Genomic DNA, 19,200 nt, shown 5'->3' on the forward strand with positions numbered 1-19,200 from the left:
GGCAAGCCTCGCTCCTACAGGGTCGATGCAGATCCTGTGGGAGCGAGGCTTGCCCGCGAAGGAGCCGGCTCAGACTCTCGCAATGCCAATTGACCTCAACCACTCACACACCGCATCAACCGCCATCCTGCCGAAATCCTCTCCGGTGCGGCTGCGCACACTGACAAACCCGCCGGCTTTTTCTTTCTCACCGATCACCACCAGATACGGCACTTGCTGACTGTGCTCGCGGATCTTGTGGCGGACTTTCTCGTTGCGCAGATCGGCACGAGCGCGCACGCCACCCCGGCGCAACGCCTCGGTCACCGACTGTGCGTAATCCGCCTGACGCTCGTCCATGCTGACAATGATCACGTGCAGCGGCGCCCGCCAGTCATCCAGTTCCTGTTGGCTGGGCCAGCACGTTCCATAAATCCGTTGTGGCGTGGTGCCGCTGATGTGATCGAGCGCGAATGCCTGCAACACCCGGGTTGCGGGAACATGCGGCCCCACTGACAGACACTCGAAGTCCCCAAGGAGATAGGGCAATGACTTTTCCGGGGGCGTCGATCCGGTTGGCGGCTTTCTGCGCCGGATCGAGTGGTTGGTTGCAGCCAGGGTCCTCATGCGCGCTTCGATACCGGCAAGGTCGACCAGGTGTAACAGACGCTCAAACGCAAACTCGTAGAAGAAGCCATCACCCATCGCCGATCCGATCTGTAATTGCGCTTTTGGATAGAGTTGCTTGATGGCCACCGCCAGCATCAATGCGCAGGAGCGTCGCAAGATCTCCAACCCATCGGGTTCCTGAGGCGTGACGATTCCGACCCGGGCATCGGCCTCGATCATGAACTCACAGTCCACCAGAACACCGTCCACCCGACCAGCCACGGCCGCTCTGGCCAGCCCGGCACCGATGCTCGCGGCGAATTCATACACCGACAACGGCTGGTCGTATTCACGCAATGAACCATCGCTCAGGGTGATGTGAATCATGTCGGTGCTCTCGAGTGCAATTAACGCGCGTTAGCGCATAAACCGTAGGGGTAAACCCTGGCAGTTGTCATTAAGACGTTTGTCGTGCCAGGCGATTTGCCCCGATACGATCGTGGTGCTGACGCTGTGGCGAAAACGCTGGCGAGCGAAGGGTGTCCAGCCGCATTGCGACAAGATCGGCTGCCTGGAAACGGCCACGCCCTCTGGCTCGGCTTTGATCAGAACGAGGTCGGCCCAGTAGCCTTCGCGCAGATAGCCACGGTCGGGAATGGCAAACAGATCAGCCACGCGATGACTGGTCTTGGCCACGAGGGCAGTTATCGGCAGTACTTCGTCGATCACCAGTTCCATTAACGCGGGCAGGGCGTGTTGCACCAATGGCAATCCGGACGGGGCCTGGTGATAGGGCCGTTGTTTTTCCGCCCAGGTGTGCGGCGCGTGATCGCTGCCGATGACGTCCAGCCGATTGCTCATCAGGGCTTGGCGCAGGGCATCACGATCGGCCTGAGTCTTGATCGCCGGATTGCATTTGATCAGGTTGCCGAGGCTCGGGTAGTCGCGATCATCGAACAGCAAATGATGCAGGCAGACTTCGGCGCTAATGCGCTTGTGTGTCAGCGGTTTGTCTTCGAACAACGCCAGTTCACGCGCGGTGGTCAAATGCAAAACGTGCAGGCGGGTGCCGTGTCGCCTGGCCAGGTCCACGGCCATTGAGGACGAACGAAAGCACGCTTCGGCATCGCGAATCTGCGGGTGCACCGAGGCGGGAATGTGCTCCCCTAAACGCTCGAGCACTTTTGCAGCATTGGCTTCGATGCTGGGTGTGTGTTCGCAATGGGCCAGCAGAAGGGTCGGCACCTCGGCGAACAATCGTTCGAGCGTCTGCGGATCGTCCACCAGCATGTTGCCGGTAGAGGCGCCCATGAACACTTTCACACCGGCTACTTCACAGGGATTGAGCGCCGCCACGGTGTCGAGGTTGTCGTTGCTCACGCCGAAGTGAAAGCCGTAGTTGGCGACGGAGTTGATCGCTGCTCGACGCTTCTTGTCATCGAGTGCCGCGAGGGTCAGGGTTGCCGGATTTGTATTGGGCATGTCCATGAAACTGGTGATGCCGCCCGCCACGGCCGCCCGCGATTCGGTGTAAAAGCTACCCTTGTCCGGTGCCCCGGGATCTCGGAAATGCACCTGGTCATCGATCATTCCAGGTACTAGCCACTGTCCTTGTGCATCGATTTCGACGTGGGCATTTTCTCCGTGGATACTGCCCGCGATCTTCACGATCCTGCCGTTGCTCACCAGCAGGTCGCCATCGAATTCACGACCTTCGTTCACCAATCTGGCATTGCGAATCAGCACGCTGCTCATGGTTAAAACTCGTTCTGCAGGGCTTTGTAGCCGCGCACCAGGTCGACGTTGGTGCGCGCCACGTCCTCGGAAAATTCCGAGGCACTGACGCTCACCGGTGGGAACTGCTACAGGTCGGTGTTGGGGCCGATACGGGTGGTGGAGGGCACGTAGAAGTCTTCGGGCAAGTCACGACCGTCGACCACCGAGTTGTGCCGCACCACGCAGCCATCGCCGACCGCGCAGTTGAACAGTACGCTGTTGAAACCGATGAACACTCGATCGCCAACCGTGCAAGGGCCATGAACGATGGAGCGGTGAGCGATTGAACTGAACTCGCCAATGGTCACCGCCGCGCCGGACTTGGAGTGGATCACCACACCATCCTGAATGTTCGAGTTGGCGCCGATAGTGATGGGCTCCATCTCGCCTGACGCGTCCACTTCGTCAGCCCGAATGACGGCGTAGGGGCCGACGAAGACGTTCTCGCCAATCACCACCTTGCCGCAGATGATCGCAGTTTTATCCACATAGGCGGATTCCGCAATCAGTGGCAAATCGCCTGAGGGGTTCTTGCGGATCATGGCTTGCTCAATGCGTCGTAGAGGGTGTTGAGGTTGTATTCGAACAGGCCGGCAAAGGTACTCGCCGGACCGCTTGCGGCGAGCGCATCGGAGTACAACGTGCCACCGATGTGCGCGCCGCTTTCATCGGCAATCTGCTTGAGCAGACGGGCGTCCTTGATGTTTTCCATGAACACCGCTTTGACCTTGGCCTGACGAATCTGGGTGATCAGTGCAGCGACTTCCGCAGCTGAAGGTTCGCGTTCCGTCGACAGGCCTTGCGGCGCCATGAAGTCGATGCCGTAGGCCTGGCCCAGATAACCGAACGCATCGTGAGAGGTGACGATCTTGCGATTGCCTGGTGGTAGCGAACCGAGCTTGGCCTTGGCTTGGGCGAGCAGTGCGTAGATCTGTTTCAGGTAGGCCTGGCTGTTGCGTTGGTAGTCGGCTGTGTTCGCCGGGTCGGCGGCGATCAGCGCCTTGGTGATGTTGCTGATGTACAGCTCGGTGTTGGCCAGGTTGTGCCAGGCGTGAGGGTCGGGCACGGTCTCGCCGTCTTCATCCAGGGAGCGCGGGATGACGCCGTGGCTCGCACTGATGACGGGGGCCTTGGTCTCGGTGCTGGTCACCAGGCGGTCCAGCCATGGCTCGAAACCCAAACCGTTTTTGATGATGAGTCTGGCCTTGAGCAAGGCTTTGGCATCGTCCGGAGTCGGCTCGTAGGTGTGGGCATCGGCGTCAGGACCGACCATGTTGGTGATCTGGATATGGTCGCCGCCGACCTGATGGGTCATGTCGGCAAGGATGCTGAAACTGGTGACCACCTGAAGTTTTTCCGCCGCAGACAACGACATCGACAGCATCAGACTGAACAGCACGAGTAAAGCGCGCATCGGAAAGAACCTCATTGGGATGTGAGCAAAGGTGGGCGGCGCAGCAAACCGTGCACCGGACCGAACACCACGGACAGCGCATACAAACCGCCCGCTACCAGCACGATCGCCGGGCCGCTGGGCAGCGAGTAATAGAACGACAGCAATAAGCCGAGCCATACCGAGAGGCAGCCGAGCAGGGCGGCAATCGCTATCAACATGGGTAAACGGCGACTCCAGAACCGCGACGCGGCGGCCGGCAACATCATTAAACCGACCACCATCAAGGCACCGATGGCCTGGAAGCCGATCACCAGGTTCAGTACCACCAGGGTCAGGAATACGCCGTGAGCCAGCGGGCCAAGACGGCTGACGGTTTGCAGGAAAAGCGGGTCGAGGGTGTCCAGCAGCAAGGGGCGGTAGATCAGTGCCATGGCGATCAGGCTGAACCCGGAGACCCACAGCATGCCGGTCAGCGTCGGCCCATCGACCGCCAGCGCGGAGCCGAACAGCAGGTGAAGCAGGTCCAGGCGTTTGCCGGCAATGCCGAGGATCAGCACGCCGCTGGCGAGGGAAATCGGATAGATCGCGGCGAGGCTCGCGTCTTCGCGCAACCCCGTTCGGCGGGTGATCCATGCGGCGAGTCCGGCCATGCTCAGGCCTGCACCAAGTCCGCCAATGGTCAGTGCCGGGAGGCTCAAACCGGCGAACCAGAAACCGAGCGCTGCACCCGGCAGGATGCCGTGAGCTACCGCGTCGCCGATCAGGCTCATCCGGCGAAGGATCAGAAACACGCCCAACGGCGCGGTGCTGCAAGCCAAGACCAATCCGCCCAAGAGTGCCCGGCGCATGAATACAAACTCGTGGAACGGTTGCCAAAGCTGAGCGGCAGCGAGCATCAGGCCACCTGCACTTGCTGTGGTTGGCGGATCAGTTCGGTACTGGGTCCGAGGATGCAGCCGCTGCTTTTGATCAGCAGGCTTTGAGGAATATGTTGGCGAACGGCGGCCAGGTCATGACACACGACCACCAGGGTTCGACCTTCGGCGTGCCAGTTATGAAGGTGTTTCCAGAGCAGCGACTGGCCCAGCTCATCGAGTGCGGCGTGGGGTTCATCGAGTAACAGCAAAGGCGCTTCGGCAAGACTCAAGCGAGCGAGCAGGGCGCGCTGCAATTCGCCGCCGGAAAGGGCCATCAACGGGCGCTGTTCCAATCCCGTCAGGCACCAGTCTTCCAGCACGGCTTTGATACGTTGGTGGCGTATCTCTGGCGATTGCTTGCTGCCCCAGAAACCAGCGGCTACCAACTCCTGAAGGCTGATGGGGAATTGCCTGTCCAGGTGTTGCTGTTGAGGGAGGAAGGAAAGCGAGCCCTTGCGTGGAATAGCGAGGCTGACTTTTCCGGCCAAGGGTTTTTGCAGCCCCGCGATGACTTTCAGCAGACTGCTTTTACCCGAGCCATTGGCGCCGATCACGGCAGTCAGACTGCCTTCGGGCAATTCAAAATTCACAGGGGGCGTAAGCGGTTGACCGGGCGCCCCCCAGCGCAATGCCTGACAACGGATCATGCGGTTACCCAGTTCCATCGGCTTTCGGCAACGGCATCATGGGCATGAAGGCTTTCGGCGTGGACGACGCGTATGTGGAAAGCGTTGATACCGGGGGAGCGTTTCAAGGCCAGATTCAATCGGCGAGCGGCGTCCTCGCAGAACATCAGGTTTTGCCCATTGGCCAAGGCGAAGGCTTGTTCATCGGCACGCTTCACCGCGGTTTGTACGGCGGTGCCGAGTGCCGCTTCGGCGTCATTGATGAGTGCGATCAGCGGCAGGTCATCCAGATAGTCGTCCAGCCGCAGCTGTAAACGTGCGTTGCTGCGTTGGCTGTGCGGTGTCGCAACAATGCCTTTGGTAGAACCAAGCCACGCCAATACATCAGCGTGTTGCAGCGACTTGTTGGCGAAGTCGTCGACGAATTGTTGCTGAATCAACTGCCGGGCAAGTGCGGCTGAACACGGACAGGTCGAGGAGTATGGAACATCGATTTTTAGTTCCACGTGGAACATCGCGTTTTTCAAACGCGCTTCGATGCTCACTGGATAGGTTTTCCAGCCGGCCAGCGGACTGATCAACGCAGGCCTTTTGAGCAATAAATCCGCATCAATTTTTAAATAAGCGCCGTGGGACAGCCCTTCATGACTGTCGAGAAAACGTTGAAGAGCTCGCCGCAATAGGGCGGGCGTCAGGTTTTCCTGTTCAAGTGCTTCCAGCGCTAAATACAGCCGGGACATGTGAATACCGCGCGCTTCTCCATCATCGAGGCTCACGCCGGCGTCCACCTTTGCACTAAGCCGTTGGCCATCGAACAACACAGGAAGAGCGATGCCGCACATGCCCACCCAGTCGAGTGGCAGGGCTTGGCGGGAAGCCTGCGCGGCGATATCCGGCAGAGTCAGCGCATTCATGAGCAGGTCCGTCGTAGGAGTGGGGTTCCATATGTTATGTTATTACATTGAAATCGACCATGCCTTTTTCACGAGCGGCTTCCAACATGCACCGACGTCACTTGCTCAACTGGATGCTGGCCTGCGCGGCCTTCGCGTTGCCCTTTGGTGTTTCGGCTACGCAGATTCGCAACGCGCGGCTCTGGCGATCGGATGACAAGCTGCGTCTGGTGTTCGATTTGAGCGGGCCGGTGCAGTACAAAACCTTCTCGCTAAGCACTCCCGAGCGGCTGATTGTTGACCTGCGTGGTGCCAGCCTCAGCGGCGACTTCAGCCAACTGGCGCTTGGCAATACGGTCATTCGTTCGATCCGGTCCGGGCGTTTTGGTCAGGGCGATACGCGGATCGTCCTCGACCTCAGCGGCCCGGTTCAGCTCAACAGCTTTCTGCTGCCGCCGCAGGATGGCCAAGGAGACCGGCTGGTCCTCGATCTGAAGCCATCAGCGCCGCTCAACATCGCCGAGGCGACCCAGGCGAGGGTCGACAAGGCTCACCCCAGGCGCGACATCATCGTGGTGGTCGACCCCGGTCACGGCGGCAAAGACCCCGGTGCAGTGGGCGCCAAAGGGGAGCGAGAGAAAGACGTCGTCCTGTCCATCGCCCAGCTATTGGCCAAGCGGTTGAAACGCGAGAAGGGCTTCGACGTGAAGCTGGTGCGCAACGACGACTTCTTCGTTCCGCTGCGTAAACGTGTCGAGATTGCCCGCAAGCACAACGCCGATATCTTCATCTCGGTGCATGCGGACGCGGCGCCGCGTCTCACCGCTTCAGGCGCGTCGGTGTATTGCTTGTCGGAGGGCGGCGCCACCTCGGCCACGGCGCGTTTCATGGCGCAGCGGGAGAACGGCGCGGACTTGTTGGGCGCCACCAGTCTGCTCAATCTCAAGGACAAGGACCCAATGCTCGCCGGGGTGATTCTCGACATGTCGATGAATGCCACTATCGCCGCGAGCTTGCAGCTAGGGAGCACCGTGCTCGGCAGTCTGGCGGCCATCACCTCGCTGCATCAGAAGCGTGTGGAACAAGCGGGATTCGCGGTGCTGAAGTCGCCGGACGTGCCATCGATCCTGGTGGAAACCGGCTTCATTTCCAACGCTCGCGATAGTCAGCGACTGGTAACCGCCCGCCATCAGCAGGCTGTGGCTGATGGATTATTCGAAGGATTGCTGCGCTATTTTCAGAAGAACCCGCCGCTCGACAGCTACATCGCCTGGCAACAGCAACAGAAAAAAGCGCAGGCCTAGCAGCCGCTGATCCTGCTACAGGTGAACCTGGCGCTACTGCCGCCTGAGCTGGAGAAGCGGTTGATCGTAGTCCAGCCGACTCGCCGGTTGTAACCGACCCAGGCTTCGCCGTCGGAAGCGATGCCGGTGAAAAACGTGAGCTGACCGTAACGGCTGTTGGTCTGCGCCCAATAGCGTTTGCCTACCTTTTCGAAACCGCGCAAGTAGATCGTGCTGCCAACGGTGTTGACGCTATAGGCATTGCCATCGGCATCCATGCAGGCGAGCAGATTGGCGCTTCGGGTGCATGTGGCCAGGTTCGGGATCTGAGCCCGGGCGTCTATGGCGAGCAACAGCGAAAAGGTAACCAGCGCTGATTTCAGGGCAATGCGCATGGGAATTCTCACGGCGTGGGCGGGTTTCAGCATCGTACCCTTTATCGTGAAGGACAAGAGCAGACTGGCTTGATTGCATTGTTATACTATAACATTGAAGTCAGCCCGACACTGCGATCGGGCATCTCTGTGAGGAAATCCTGATGCCCAATCGTCTCCCCGTGACCGTCCTGTCCGGCTTTCTCGGCGCCGGTAAAAGCACGCTGCTCAATTACGTGTTGCGTAATCGCGAGAACCTGCGAGTCGCGGTAATTGTCAACGATATGAGCGAGATCAACATCGATGGCAGCGAAGTCCAGCGCGACGTCAGCCTGAACCGCGCCGAAGAAAAACTCGTGGAGATGAGCAATGGCTGCATTTGCTGCACCTTGCGCGAAGACCTGCTCGAAGAAGTCAGCAAGCTCGCCAAGGAGGGGCGTTTCGATTACCTGTTGATCGAATCCACCGGTATCTCCGAGCCATTGCCCGTGGCCGAAACGTTCACTTTCCGTGATGAAGAGGGGCAGAGCCTGGCCGACATCGCGCGGCTCGACACCATGGTCACGGTGGTCGATGGCATGAACTTCCTGCTCGACTATCAGGCGGCCGAAAGCCTCGCTTCCCGTGGTGAAACATTGGGCGAGGAGGACGAGCGCTCGATCACCGACCTGCTGATCGAGCAGATCGAATTCGCCGACGTGATCCTCATCAGCAAGATCGATTTGATCAGCCGCCACGAACGTGAGGAGCTGATCGCGATTCTTGAACGCCTCAACGCTCAGGCGCACATCATCCCGATGGTCATGGGTGAAGTCCCCCTGAAGGAAATCCTCAACACCGGGCGTTTCGACTTTGAAAAGGCGGCTCAAGCGCCAGGCTGGCTGCAGGAGTTACGCGGCGAACACGTGCCGGAAACCGAGGAGTACGGCATCGCCTCGACGGCTTACCGAGCTCGCCGACCGTTTCATCCGCAACGTTTTTTCAGCTTCATCGATCGACCGTGGGTGAACGGCAAACTGTTGCGCTCCAAAGGCTTTTTCTGGCTGGCCAGCAAGCATATGGACGCGGGTAGCTGGTCCCAGGCCGGCGGCTTGATGCGCCATGGTTTCGCCGGGCGCTGGTGGCGCTTCGTGCCGAAAACCCAGTGGCCGCAGGACGAAGAAAGCACGGCCGGGATCATGGAAAACTGGACGGCAGCCACCGGCGATTGCCGTCAGGAGTTGGTGTTTATCGGTCAGAACATCGACTTTGCGCAACTCACCGCCGAACTCGACAATTGCTTACTGAGCGATGATGAAATGGCCTTGGGTATCGAAGGCTGGCGTTTGCTGTCAGATCCGTTCGGCCCTTGGGACGAAGAGGTTGCCGCCTGATGCTGGCGCCCAGTCTGAAGTCGCGGCCGGTCGTTCATCAGGTTCAAGGTGAAACGCCGCAAACCCTGACCCGAATTCTTGAAGACGGGGTAAATCTGGCGATCTGGCAGCGCCAGCTCCCGGCGCACATCAGTGATTTCGGGTGCTTGTTGCTGTCCCTGAACGAGCCACTGGCCGAGTCGCTGGTCCTGGAGTTACCCAACGAAGACACCGAGCCCGATCTGCATGAATTGGCATCCGGTTTCCGCGATCTCGAAGGCTATGCCGGTTTCATTGCCGACGTGTCCTGGCTGGTCAGCGCATTCGCTTGTCTGTTGGGCGCCAAGCGCATCGGCCTGCGCGTGCGCGTTCTGGACAAGGCCATGTGCCCGCGTTTTCACGTCGATCATGTGCCGGTGCGGTTAATCACGACGTATTCCGGAGCTGGCAGTCAGTGGCTGAAAGAAGGGGTGATGGATCGCCGGCAACTGGGCCAGCCTGGTGCCGAGCCCACGCAGCATTCGCTGATCGAGCAGATCGTCAGCGGTGAAGTGGCACTGCTGAAAGGCGAGAAATGGCACGGCAACGAAGGATTCGGCCTGATCCACCGTTCGCCGCAACCCGCATCGGGCGAACGCCGTTTGATCCTGACCCTGGATTGGCTGGCCTAAGGCTTGAGCCAGTTGCCCTGGCTCTGGCCTTCGCAAAACGGCTTCAGATACGCCGCATCGGTGGCTACGCCGTAATAGTGAATATCCTGTCGGTAAGGCATATTGGCGACTTGGGCGTTGCTGCACACGCCGAACGCGCCCGTGGGACATTGGTCGACGTATTGCACGTCGACGTTCTGCCCGGGAAGGTTCGGCTGGCAGAATCCGTCGGCGAAGAGCTTTTGCGGGATGTTGCGGTTCTGCTGGCAGACTTTCACGTCAAGTCGTTCGGCTGTGCTATGTACCACGCAAGCCTGGGCCAGCGCCTCACCGGAACAGAGCGCCAACAGCAACGACAATTCCATCAACCGCATCCATTACCTCCTCAGAAAACATCGACCATGTTGCAGAACATTCCCACTCACGTCATTGCCGGCCCATTGGGCGCGGGCAAGACCAGTTTGATCAAGCACCTGCTGGCGCAGCGGCCAGCGAGCGAGCGCTGGGCGGTGCTGATCAATGAGTTCGGCCAGATCGGCCTCGATGCCGCGCTGCTGACCCGGGACGCCGATGGTATCGCACTGGGGGAAGTGGCCGGGGGCTGTTTGTGTTGCGTGAATGGTGCACCGTTTCAGATCGGCCTCGGGCGGTTGCTGCGCAAGGCGCGGCCGGATCGGCTGTTCATCGAGCCATCAGGGTTGGGCCACCCGGCGCAGTTGCTCAAGCAATTGAGTGAAGCGCCGTGGCAAGGCGTACTGGCGGTACAACCTTGTGTACTGGTTTTGGATGCCCAGGCGCTCGCCGCTGGCAAACCATTGCCCGAGGCGCAACAGGAGGCGTTGAGCCGTGCCGGTTTGTTGGTGCTGAACAAGGCGGAAGGTCTCGACGTCAATGATCGCCAGCGAATCGCCGCGCAGCTGCCTGCTCGTCCTTTGTACTGGACGCAGCAAGCGCGCCTGCCGTTGAACGAATTACCGGGCCTTGGCGTTCAGGCGGAGGCGGGTGTGGATAACTTTATCGTGCCCAAGGGATTGGCGCAGATGCCGGCCATCTGGACCGATCCTGCGCTGCCGATTTGCTTGAGTCAGGCGCAGGACGGCGGCTGGAGCGTCGGTTGGCGGTGGCATCCGACTCAGACCTTCGATGCGGCTCGCGTTGGCCAGTGGCTTGAAAGCTTTGCCTGGCGGCGGGCGAAGCTGGTTATCCACAGCGTCGACGGTTGGGTATCAGCGAATGCGCTGGATAACTCGCCGTTGGAATGGCAGCCGAGCGAATGGCGCCAGGATTCGAGGATCGAATTGATTTTCGGTGAGCCGCAGGAAGTGGCTTCACTGCAAAAAGCGTTGGCCGACTGTCGGACCGGTTAAGGACGCCACTTGGTGTGCTCTTGCCGCCACTGGCTCAGCTCGATCACTTCCGCGCGAGGCTTCTCCACGTCGACCACAGCAGGCGTGTCGTCGAACGGCATTGGGTAAGGCGCCAGTTCGATCTGTGCGCTGTGGGCGCCGAATTGGGTGATGGTGCCGTTGTGGCGGGTTTCGCCGGTCACGGTGAACTCGAAGTTATACACACGAGCCAGGCGCCGCCGGTCGTTGGCGTCTTTGATGAACGCGATCTTTTTCAGCGCCACGTTACCGTCCAGCAACTCGATCCCGAGCTTGGTGCAATGCAGCTTGACCCTTTCCAGCGCGCGCTCGCGCAAGCCGTGGTTGTGCCACAGCCATGCGCCGCCAGTGGCGAGCAGCATCAGCACGAAGATATTTCCGAGGGTCAGCATCAGCAAATTGCTCCAACAAGATAGTGCCAGCTTAACTGCGTCGCCGGTCTGTCGTACAGGCCGTGTTTCGTCGCATACTGCGCGGCTCGAATTTCAATCGTTTTACGGAACTCACCGCATGAAACGTACGCCCCATCTGCTCGCCATCCAGTCCCACGTGGTGTTCGGCCACGCTGGCAACAGCGCCGCGGTTTTCCCGATGCAGCGGGTCGGGGTGAATGTCTGGCCACTCAACACCGTGCAGTTCTCCAACCACACGCAATACGGCCAGTGGACCGGTGAGGTGCTGGCACCGCACCAGATCCCCGATCTGGTTGAAGGGATCGCGGCGATTGGCGAGCTGGGCAATTGCGATGCGGTGCTGTCCGGGTATCTCGGCAGTGCGGCTCAGGGCCGGGCGATCCTGACGGGTGTGGCGCGGATCAAGTCGATGAACCCCAAGGCGCTGTATTTGTGCGACCCGGTAATGGGCCATCCGGAGAAGGGCTGCAGCGTGCCGGCCGAAGTCAGCGATTTCCTGCTGGAAGAGGCGGCTTCGGTGGCGGACTTCATGTGCCCGAACCAATTGGAGCTGGACAGTTTCTCGGGGCGCAAGCCGCAGTCGCTGTTCGATTGCCTGGCGATGGCACGCGCACTGCTGGCGCGCGGACCGAAGGCGGTGTTGGTCAAGCATCTGGACTATCCCGGCAAGCCGGCGGATGGCTTTGAGATGTTGTTGGTAACGGCGGAAGGCAGCTGGCACCTGCGTCGTCCGTTGCTGGCGTTTCCGCGTCAGCCGGTGGGCGTTGGCGACCTGACGTCGGGGCTGTTCCTGGCGCGTGTGCTGTTAGGCGACAGCCTGTTGGCGGCCTTCGAGTTCACGGCGGCGGCGGTGCATGAAGTGCTGCTGGAAACCCAGGCGTGTGCCAGCTATGAGCTGGAGCTGGTGCGGGCGCAGGACCGGATTGCGCATCCGCGGGTGAAGTTCGAAGCGACTGCCATCAGCCTTTAAAAGCTTCGCGGGCAAGACTTGCCCGCGAAAGCGATCTAAAGCCTGAACACGTCAGGCATCGCCCTTGATTTCCTGATACCGCTTTTCCAGTTCCTGACGAATCTGCCGGCGTTGCTGAGCCTGCATGAAGCGGCGCTTGTCTTCGCTGTTCTGCGGTTGCAGCGGCGGTACGGCAGCCGGTTTGCGGTCGTCATCCACTGCCACCATGGTGAAGAAGCAGCTGTTGGTGTGGCGCACCGAGCGCTCACGGATGTTTTCGGTCACCACCTTGATGCCCACCTCCATGGAAGTGTTGCCGGTGTAATTGACCGAGGCCAGGAAGGTCACCAGTTCGCCGACATGAATCGGCTCGCGGAAAATCACCTGGTCCACCGACAAGGTCACCACGTAGCGACCGGCGTAACGGCTGGCGCAGGCGTAGGCCACTTCGTCGAGGTATTTGAGCAGGGTACCGCCGTGAACATTGCCAGAGAAGTTGGCCATGTCAGGGGTCATCAATACCGTCATCGACAGCTGGGCGTTTCCGGGTTCCATAGCGTTCTCACGGGTCAAGGCAGAATGGCGGAAGGGCGGCACCTCTGCGGGTGCCTGGTCGGTTTTTTTCAAACCACAGTTATCGGGACGCCGGGCGGCTGCTCGCCGTCACGCCGGATCGATCTGTTTCCATATATTGCACCGCCTTTCTGGCGGAAGTCCCGGTGTTAACCTCCGGACGTCCACCTCAAGGAGCCCGACACCATGCATGCCATCAGTTTTATTCAGGATCTGGCAGTGATCATGTTGGTCGCAGGGGTGGTGACGGTGCTGTTCCACCGCTTCAAACAGCCGGTGGTACTGGGTTATATCGTCGCCGGCTTCATCATCGGTCCGCACACGCCGCCGTTCGGCCTGATCCACGACGAAGAAACCATCAAGACCCTCGCGGAACTCGGGGTGATTTTCCTGATGTTCTGCCTGGGCCTGGAGTTCAGCCTGCGCAAGCTGTTCAAGGTCGGTGCCACGGCATTCATCGCGGCGTTCCTCGAAATCGTGCTGATGATCTGGATCGGCTACGAAATCGGCCAATGGTTTGACTGGAACACCATGGATTCGCTGTTCCTCGGCGCGATCCTGGCGATTTCCTCGACCACCATCATCGTCAAGGCGCTCAACGACCTGAAGATGAAGAACGAGCGCTTTGCCCAGCTGATCTTCGGTGTGCTGATTGTCGAGGACATCCTCGGTATCGGCATCATTGCCTTGCTGTCGAGCATCGCGGTCAGCGGCACGGTCAGTTCCGGCGAAGTGTTTTCCACGGTGGGCAAGCTCTCGCTGTTCATGATCGTGGCACTGGTCATTGGCATCTTGCTGGTGCCGCGATTACTGGCCTATGTGGCGAAGTTCGAAAGCAATGAAATGCTGCTGATCACTGTGCTGGGCCTGTGTTTCGGCTTCTGCCTGCTGGTGGTCAAGCTTGAATACAGCATGGTCCTGGGCGCGTTCCTGATTGGGGCGATCATGGCCGAGTCACGGCAATTGCTGAAGATCGAGCGCTTGATCGAGCCGGTTCGCGACCTGTTCAGTGCAATCTTCTTTGTGGCGATCGGGTTGATGCTCGATCCGATGATCCTGCTGCAATACGCCTGGCCAATTGCAGTGATTACCGTGGCCGTTGTGCTCGGCAAAATGCTTTCCTGCGGCCTCGGGGCCTTTATCGCCGGCAATGACGGACGCACCTCACTGCGCGTGGGGATGGGGCTTTCGCAGATTGGCGAATTCTCCTTCATCATCGCCGCGCTGGGCATGACGCTGCAGGTCACCAGCAACTTCCTCTACCCGGTCGCCGTGGCAGTCTCGGTGATTACCACGTTGCTGACGCCGTATCTGATCCGCGCGGCTGATCCGCTGTCGATCAAGCTTGCCGCGGTGATGCCGCAGCGGCTGGCGCGAGTGTTGGGGATGTACGGCGAGTGGCTGCGCAGCATTCAGCCTCAGGGCGAGGGCGCGCTGCTGGCGTCGATGATCCGGCGGATTCTGTTGCAGGTCGGGGTCAATCTGGCGCTGGTGATTGCGATCTTTTTTTCCGGCGCGTATTTCGCCGAACGCATGTCCGTGTACCTGCAAGCGTGGATCAGCGATCCGAGCTGGCAGAAAGCGTTGATCTGGGGCGGGGCGTTGCTGTTGTCGCTGCCGTTTCTGATCGCCGCTTATCGTAAGCTCAAGGCGCTGTCGATGCTGTTGGCGGAGATGGGCGTGAAGCCGGAGATGGCAGGGCGCCACACGCAGCGAGTGCGCCGGGTGATCGCCGAAGTGATCCCGATCCTCTCGCTGCTGGTGATCTTCCTGCTGCTGGCAGCCTTGTCGGCCAGTATTTTGCCGACCAACAAGTTGCTGGTACTGATCGTCGTGGTGGCCGCCGGGGTGGCAGCACTGCTCTGGCGCTGGTTCATCCGCGTGCACACGCGGATGCAGGTGGCGTTGCTCGAAACACTGGACAACCACAAGGAGTCGTCCGGGCATTGACCACGCGGCGCGTCAGACGACTCAGCTTTCCAGCCAGACGTCCCGCGCCCAGTGCCACACCGATTCCCAGGTTTCTTCGGCAATCAGTTCTTCCTCGGCCAACCACAGCACCACTGTGCCGTCTTCTTCGACCAGGTAGTAATTGTCGCCGTCCTGGCAGATCGGGATCATGCTGCGATCAACACCCGCATCCCAGGCGTTGGCAGCAACGTCCGGCAGGTAGGTGTGGGATTGCGGGTCGGTGACGGTCACCGGCTCCAGGCTGCCGTAGACAACGTCGCTGACAGTCAGCAAAAACTCTCTGAAGACGAAGGGAATGTCGATGAACAGTTGTTCCTCGATTTCCACGATCTGGTCTTCGTCAGGCAACTCCAAGGGGACCGGTACCGGTTCGTTGGCTTCACGCAGTTGTTCGATGATTTCTTCCACGTCCGGGATCCTCTTGCTTGATGGCGCGGTTTAGTTGGGGCGGTTTATACAGTAGCTCGCTACAGATGCAACTGCGAAATAGAAAACCCCGGCCGAGGCCGGGGTTTCTATTACAGCATGCGTAACGCGGAGGGGATCAGCCGTTCTGGCGGATACCGGCCACCAGCCAAGGCTGGTTTTCGCCCTGCGGACGTTCCATGTTCCAGCTTTCGCTGAACACTTCGCCCTGGTCGAAACGCGAAGTCTTCGACACACCGGTAAAGGTCAGGGTGGCGATGGTCTTGTCGGCACGATCATCCACGCCGTCCAGTTGAACATTGAGGTTATCAATGTAGGTGGACTGGAAACCTTCGCCGAGGTCGGCACGTTCGCGCTTGAGGAACTCCAGCAATTGCGGGGTCACGAACTCGGCGATCTTGTCCATTTCGTTGGAGTCCCAGTGTTGCTGCAGGGACTGGAAGTGGTTGCGGGCCGCTTCAATGAAGTTCTGTTCATTGAACCAGGCTGGCGCGTTGATTACCGGACGAGCGGCAGCAGGTGCCGCCGAGCCGCCGAAGATCGAACCCATGCCGGCTGGCTTCTGCTCGAACACTTCACGTTGCATCGGTGCGCCAGCTGGAGCCAGGTGCTCCTGTTGCTTGCGACGACGAGCGGCGATGAAGCGGAAGATCAGGAACGCAATGACAGCCATGATCAGGATGTCGAAGATCTGCATGCCCTGGAAGCCGTCGCCCATGAACATGGAGGCCAGCAGGCCACCGGCAGCGATGCCGGCCAGAGGGCCGAGCCAGCGCGAAGCTCCGCCGGCCTTGGCGGCAGCGCCAGCGGCACCGGCCGCGCCCGCAGTGGCAGCAGCACCACCGGCGGCAGAAGAAGGAGCCATTTGGCTGGTCTGGTGAGTCGGCGCAGCGCCGGAGCTCTTGCCGCCACCAAAGCGCTTGGCGTTGGCGTCGAGGCTCATCGTCAGGCCGATGCACAACGCCATGGCGATGCTAAGAAAACGTTTCATAAAGGGAATTCCCATTTGTGGATGGCACGCGCGCCATGTTGCACAGCTGAAGTGTTACTGGCTAGCGGCAGAGTGTTTCTGGCTTTTGCCTGACAGGTTGCGTTCAGCTTCGGTCAGCGCAATCGGGCCTGTTAACTTTGGTCTGTAGGACGAGGAGATAAGTTCTGTAGGAATGCCCGTAGCGGGCGCGGCGCAGATAGATCGTTCCCACGCTCTGGTTGGTAACGCCGCCATGGACGCTCTGCGTCCACTGTGACGCGGAGCGTCACGAGATGCATTCCCACGCCGAGCGTGGGAGCGATCATGGGCGCCTAAATAGCTTCCAGCTTGGCGTAACCGAGCATCAGCCACTTGCTGCCTTCGCTGAAGTTCACCTGCACCCGGGCCTGGGCTCCGGCGCCCTCAAAGTTGAGGATCACGCCGTCGCCAAACACCGAATGCCGCACGGCCTGACCGAGGCTGAACCCGGTGTCCGGAATCTCGCTGCCGCCAAACAGGCTGCTGGAGCTCTGTTGCTGACCACCGCCGAACGGACGGCTGACGCTGTTGGACAGCCGCACCTCCTGGATCAGGCCTTTCGGCACTTCTCGCACGAAACGCGACACCTTGTTGTAGGTCTCGCTGCCGTACAGGCGTCGGGTTTCCGCGTAGGTCATCACCAGGTTCTGCATCGCCCGTGTAATGCCGACGTAAGCCAGACGGCGCTCCTCTTCAAGACGCCCCGGCTCTTCCAGGCTCATCTTGTGCGGGAACAGGCCTTCTTCCATGCCCACGAGGAACACGTAAGGGAATTCCAGGCCCTTGGCGCTGTGCAAGGTCATCAGCTGAATGCTGTCTTCGTGCTCGTCGGCCTGGGTATCACCGGCCTCCAGCGACGCGTGGCCGAGGAACGCCGCCAATGGCGTCATGTCTTCATCTTCTTCAGCGTTTTCGAAGTTGCGCGCGGCGCTGACCAGTTCCTCAAGGTTCTCTACCCGGGCCTGGCCTTTCTCGCCTTTTTCCGCTTCGTGGTAGGCAATCAGCCCCGACTGTTCGATAACCGTCTGGGTCATCAGGTGCAGCGGCATTTCCATGCACTTGGCGGCAAGGTTCTCGATCAGCTCGATAAACGCGCCGAGCGCGCCAGCGGCACGCCCGGTCAGGGCTTTATTGGCGACCAGCAAGCGCATGGCTTCCCACATCGATACGTCACTGTGGCGCGCATGATCGCGAATCGCTTCAACGGTTTTCTCGCCGATGCCACGGGCCGGAACGTTGATGACCCGCTCCAGCGCGGCATCGTTGCCGCGACCTTCCAGCAAACGCAGGTAGGCCATGGCGTTCTTGATTTCGGCGCGCTCGAAGAAGCGCTGCCCACCATAGATGCGGTACGGAATGCGCTCGCGCAGCAACGCTTCTTCCAAAACGCGCGATTGGGCGTTGGAGCGGTACAAAATCGCGATATCGCTACGGGCCAAGCCGGTTTTCAGCGCACTTTCGATGGTTTCCACCACGTAGCGTGCTTCATCGTGCTCGTTGAACGCGGCGTACAGGTTGATCGCTTCGCCTTCGCCGCCATCGGTCCACAGTTCTTTACCCATGCGCCCGGTGTTGTTGGCGATCAGGGCGTTGGCAGCCTTGAGAATCCCGGCGGTGGAGCGGTAGTTTTGCTCCAGACGAATGGTCTCGGCATCCGGGAAATCGTCGGAATACTGATAAATGTTCTCGATTTTCGCGCCACGCCAGCCGTAGATCGACTGATCGTCGTCGCCCACCACCATCAAACTGTCGCCGCCCTTGGCCAGCAGACGCAACCAGGCGTACTGAACGGCGTTGGTGTCCTGGAACTCGTCCACCAGAATGTGCCGGAAGCGCTTCTGGTAATGAGCCAGCAGGCCCGGGTGATCGCGCCACAGGTCGAGGGCACGCAGCAGCAATTCGGAGAAGTCGATAACACCGGCGCGCAGGCAAGCGGCCTCGTAGGCCTCATAAATGCTGCGCATGGTCGCCAGGAACAGGTCGCCGCTGGCTTGAATGTGTTGTGGGCGCAGACCTTCGTCTTTCTGCCCGTTGATAAACCACTGAGCCTGGCGGGCCGGCCAGCGTTGCTCGTCCAGCCCCAGCTCGCGGATCACCCGCTTGACCAGCCGTTGCTGGTCGTCGCTGTCGAGAATCTGGAAGGTCTGGCTCAGGCCGGCTTCCTGCCAGTGCGCCCGCAGCAAGCGGTGCGCCAGGCCGTGGAAGGTGCCGACCCACATGCCGGCCGGGTTGATACCCATCAGCTGCTCGATGCGATGACGCATCTCGGCAGCGGCCTTATTGGTGAAGGTCACCGACAGGATCGAGTGGGGCGAGGCGTTCTCGACCTGGATCAACCAGGCGATACGGTGCACTAGCACTCGGGTTTTACCGGAACCAGCACCGGCCAGGACCAACTGACGACCCACGGAGGCAGCTACGGCCTGGCGTTGGGCATCGTTGAGGGAGTTCAGCAGAAGGGAGAGATCATCGCGCATCGGGGCATTCTAGGGTGCGCCGTCACACCGGGCAAACCGAGCTTTGCATTAGCCGATGAAAGAAGCACGAATGACGACCGGTCAGTCACTGGCTGCAAGCGTTGGCGGGGCTCGCTCCAAGGGTTTTGAGGCGGCGGCGGGG

At 60.2% G+C, this 19,200-nt stretch carries 19 protein-coding genes and 1 pseudogene; 6 read left to right on the forward strand and 14 right to left on the reverse strand.

Annotated elements, in window-relative coordinates:
• Window positions 1–69 precede the first annotated feature (69 nt).
• The 7 genes and pseudogenes from QMX98_RS10635 to folE2 form a co-directional block, all read right to left on the reverse strand.
• Window positions 70–975 carry a His/Gly/Thr/Pro-type tRNA ligase C-terminal domain-containing protein gene (locus QMX98_RS10635; protein WP_172791955.1) on the reverse strand — a complete coding sequence of 302 codons (906 nt, stop codon included), beginning with the start codon at window positions 973–975 and terminating at the stop codon, window positions 70–72.
• Between the two features lie 30 nt (window positions 976–1,005).
• Window positions 1,006–2,343, reverse strand: a complete 1,338-nt coding sequence (locus QMX98_RS10640) for a dihydroorotase (RefSeq protein WP_282410741.1) — start codon at window positions 2,341–2,343, stop codon at window positions 1,006–1,008.
• A gap of 2 nt (window positions 2,344–2,345) precedes the next feature.
• A pseudogene (locus tag QMX98_RS10645) lies at window positions 2,346–2,906 on the reverse strand (DapH/DapD/GlmU-related protein).
• The gene (locus tag QMX98_RS10650; RefSeq protein WP_010465393.1) at window positions 2,903–3,778 is read right to left on the reverse strand and encodes a metal ABC transporter substrate-binding protein; all 876 of its coding nucleotides are present in this window, start codon (window positions 3,776–3,778) and stop codon (window positions 2,903–2,905) included. Before QMX98_RS10650 ends, QMX98_RS10645 begins: the two are co-directional and overlap by 4 nt.
• Before the next feature lie 11 nt (window positions 3,779–3,789).
• A complete protein-coding gene (locus tag QMX98_RS10655; protein WP_083375421.1) occupies window positions 3,790–4,656 on the reverse strand; it encodes a metal ABC transporter permease in 867 nt (288 codons plus the stop codon).
• Window positions 4,656–5,324: an ATP-binding cassette domain-containing protein gene (locus tag QMX98_RS10660; RefSeq protein ID WP_282410752.1), complete on the reverse strand. Its 669-nt coding sequence runs from the start codon at window positions 5,322–5,324 to the stop codon at window positions 4,656–4,658. Before QMX98_RS10660 ends, QMX98_RS10655 begins: the two co-directional genes overlap by 1 nt.
• Window positions 5,321–6,217 carry a GTP cyclohydrolase FolE2 gene (gene folE2 / locus QMX98_RS10665; RefSeq protein ID WP_010465390.1) on the reverse strand — a complete coding sequence of 299 codons (897 nt, stop codon included), beginning with the start codon at window positions 6,215–6,217 and terminating at the stop codon, window positions 5,321–5,323. Before folE2 ends, QMX98_RS10660 begins: the two co-directional genes overlap by 4 nt.
• A gap of 86 nt (window positions 6,218–6,303) precedes the next feature.
• Here folE2 and QMX98_RS10670 point away from each other — a divergent pair, with 86 nt between their 5' ends.
• Window positions 6,304–7,500 (forward strand): N-acetylmuramoyl-L-alanine amidase, encoded by a 1,197-nt coding sequence (locus QMX98_RS10670; RefSeq protein ID WP_282410742.1) that lies wholly within the window; start codon window positions 6,304–6,306, stop codon window positions 7,498–7,500.
• Here QMX98_RS10670 and QMX98_RS10675 read toward each other — a convergent pair.
• A complete protein-coding gene (locus QMX98_RS10675; RefSeq protein ID WP_282410743.1) occupies window positions 7,497–7,874 on the reverse strand; it encodes a glutamine synthetase in 378 nt (125 codons plus the stop codon). The genes QMX98_RS10670 and QMX98_RS10675 overlap by 4 nt on opposite strands.
• A 143-nt stretch (window positions 7,875–8,017) precedes the next feature.
• On the opposite strand from QMX98_RS10675, the gene zigA reads away from it, so the two are divergent.
• Window positions 8,018–9,226, forward strand: coding sequence for a zinc metallochaperone GTPase ZigA (gene zigA / locus QMX98_RS10680; RefSeq protein ID WP_154502311.1), 1,209 nt, complete (start codon window positions 8,018–8,020; stop codon window positions 9,224–9,226).
• Window positions 9,226–9,876, forward strand: coding sequence for a DUF1826 domain-containing protein (locus QMX98_RS10685; protein WP_282410744.1), 651 nt, complete (start codon window positions 9,226–9,228; stop codon window positions 9,874–9,876). The genes zigA and QMX98_RS10685 overlap by 1 nt, the downstream gene beginning before the upstream one ends.
• On the opposite strand, the gene QMX98_RS10690 is transcribed toward QMX98_RS10685, so the two are convergent.
• The gene (locus tag QMX98_RS10690) at window positions 9,873–10,229 is read right to left on the reverse strand and encodes an NADH:ubiquinone oxidoreductase (RefSeq protein WP_172791950.1); all 357 of its coding nucleotides are present in this window, start codon (window positions 10,227–10,229) and stop codon (window positions 9,873–9,875) included. The two genes, QMX98_RS10685 and QMX98_RS10690, sit on opposite strands and share 4 nt — an antisense overlap.
• Before the next feature lie 27 nt (window positions 10,230–10,256).
• Between QMX98_RS10690 and QMX98_RS10695 the strand changes: the two genes are divergently transcribed.
• Window positions 10,257–11,222, forward strand: coding sequence for a CobW-like GTP-binding protein (locus tag QMX98_RS10695; protein WP_282410745.1), 966 nt, complete (start codon window positions 10,257–10,259; stop codon window positions 11,220–11,222).
• Here QMX98_RS10695 and QMX98_RS10700 read toward each other — a convergent pair.
• Window positions 11,219–11,632, reverse strand: a complete 414-nt coding sequence (locus QMX98_RS10700; RefSeq protein WP_010465383.1) for a DUF3301 domain-containing protein — start codon at window positions 11,630–11,632, stop codon at window positions 11,219–11,221. The genes QMX98_RS10695 and QMX98_RS10700 overlap by 4 nt on opposite strands.
• A 118-nt stretch (window positions 11,633–11,750) precedes the next feature.
• Between QMX98_RS10700 and pdxY the strand changes: the two genes are divergently transcribed.
• Entirely contained in the window at window positions 11,751–12,623 is an 873-nt protein-coding gene (gene pdxY, locus QMX98_RS10705) for a pyridoxal kinase PdxY (RefSeq protein ID WP_010465382.1), read from the forward strand.
• A gap of 51 nt (window positions 12,624–12,674) precedes the next feature.
• Here pdxY and QMX98_RS10710 read toward each other — a convergent pair whose 3' ends face one another.
• Window positions 12,675–13,157, reverse strand: a complete 483-nt coding sequence (locus tag QMX98_RS10710; protein WP_010465381.1) for an acyl-CoA thioesterase — start codon at window positions 13,155–13,157, stop codon at window positions 12,675–12,677.
• A gap of 204 nt (window positions 13,158–13,361) precedes the next feature.
• Here QMX98_RS10710 and QMX98_RS10715 point away from each other — a divergent pair, with 204 nt between their 5' ends.
• A complete protein-coding gene (locus tag QMX98_RS10715) occupies window positions 13,362–15,125 on the forward strand; it encodes a cation:proton antiporter (protein WP_010465380.1) in 1,764 nt (587 codons plus the stop codon).
• 21 nt (window positions 15,126–15,146) lie between these two features.
• Here the strand turns inward: QMX98_RS10715 and QMX98_RS10720 are convergent, their stop codons facing one another.
• The 3 genes from QMX98_RS10720 to uvrD all read right to left on the reverse strand — a co-directional run bounded on the left by QMX98_RS10720 (window position 15,147) and on the right by uvrD (window position 19,058).
• Window positions 15,147–15,554 (reverse strand): SMI1/KNR4 family protein, encoded by a 408-nt coding sequence (locus QMX98_RS10720; protein ID WP_008007803.1) that lies wholly within the window; start codon window positions 15,552–15,554, stop codon window positions 15,147–15,149.
• A 136-nt stretch (window positions 15,555–15,690) separates the two neighbouring features.
• Window positions 15,691–16,563, reverse strand: coding sequence for a Tim44 domain-containing protein (locus tag QMX98_RS10725; protein WP_010465378.1), 873 nt, complete (start codon window positions 16,561–16,563; stop codon window positions 15,691–15,693).
• Between the two features lie 311 nt (window positions 16,564–16,874).
• Complete coding sequence (gene uvrD, locus QMX98_RS10730; protein ID WP_282410746.1) at window positions 16,875–19,058, reverse strand: DNA helicase II; 2,184 nt, start codon at window positions 19,056–19,058, stop codon at window positions 16,875–16,877.
• Window positions 19,059–19,200: the final 142 nt, after the last annotated feature.

The sequence above is a fragment of the Pseudomonas sp. PS02303 genome, from assembly GCF_029959925.1.
GTDB lineage: Bacteria > Pseudomonadota > Gammaproteobacteria > Pseudomonadales > Pseudomonadaceae > Aquipseudomonas > Aquipseudomonas mandelii.